Annotated in this window: 2 protein-coding genes; both read right to left on the reverse strand. The window is 63.9% G+C overall.

Annotation, left to right across the window (positions count from 1 at the left end; translation table 11 throughout):
- The coding region (locus DEQ92_RS21280; protein ID WP_304999709.1) for a hydantoinase/oxoprolinase N-terminal domain-containing protein at window positions 1-238 on the reverse strand (238 nt) is incomplete at its 3' end.
- A gap of 102 nt (window positions 239-340) precedes the next feature.
- A partial coding sequence (locus DEQ92_RS21285; protein WP_342764756.1) for an oligopeptide/dipeptide ABC transporter ATP-binding protein occupies window positions 341-642 on the reverse strand: 302 nt, incomplete at its 5' end.

Raw genomic sequence — 642 nt, forward strand, 5'->3', positions numbered from 1 at the left:
CCGTTTCCTGACCGGCTCGCTCGGTGATCGCGTTGATAACGACGGTCGTCCCGTGGACGAACTGGTCGAGAGACGCTGGGTCGAGGGCGCTCTTCTCGACGGCGGTCAGGACGCCGTCAGCGAAATTCGCCGGTGTAGTTGAAGTCTTTTCGAGTTCGAGCGTGCCGCCATCGACGGCGGCGAGGTCGGTGAACGTGCCGCCGATGTCGATGGCGATGCGGTTGATCTGTTGTGTCATGAGTCGTGGGTGCTAGTCGTTCGGATGCGTCTCTGTTCGGTCGCAGTTGCTCCGCTCTTGATGGCCGGCCCGGCAGCCGCCGTAACCGTCGAGCGGCGCAAGTTAGTCACGGTCGCCGTCCACTCCCTCCCTGTCAGCCTGGTCTCCGGCGAGATAAGCGTCGACGTCGTCCTGTTTCGGGCCGGAGTCGTGTAGGCAGCGCGTCAGGTGGCCGGGTTCGACCTCGACGAGTTCGGGGTTCACAGCGTTGCAGGCGTCGAACGCACGATGACAGCGTGGATTGAACGGACAGCCACTCGGTGGATTCGCCGGGTCCGGCGTCCCGCCGCTCACCTCAACCGCGTCCGGTTTAAGATCCTGCTCATGAGATTCGACGACCGGGATGGCGGAGAGCAACTGCTCGG

The organism is Haloferax sp. Atlit-6N, from assembly GCF_003383195.1.
Lineage (GTDB): Archaea > Halobacteriota > Halobacteria > Halobacteriales > Haloferacaceae > Haloferax > Haloferax gibbonsii.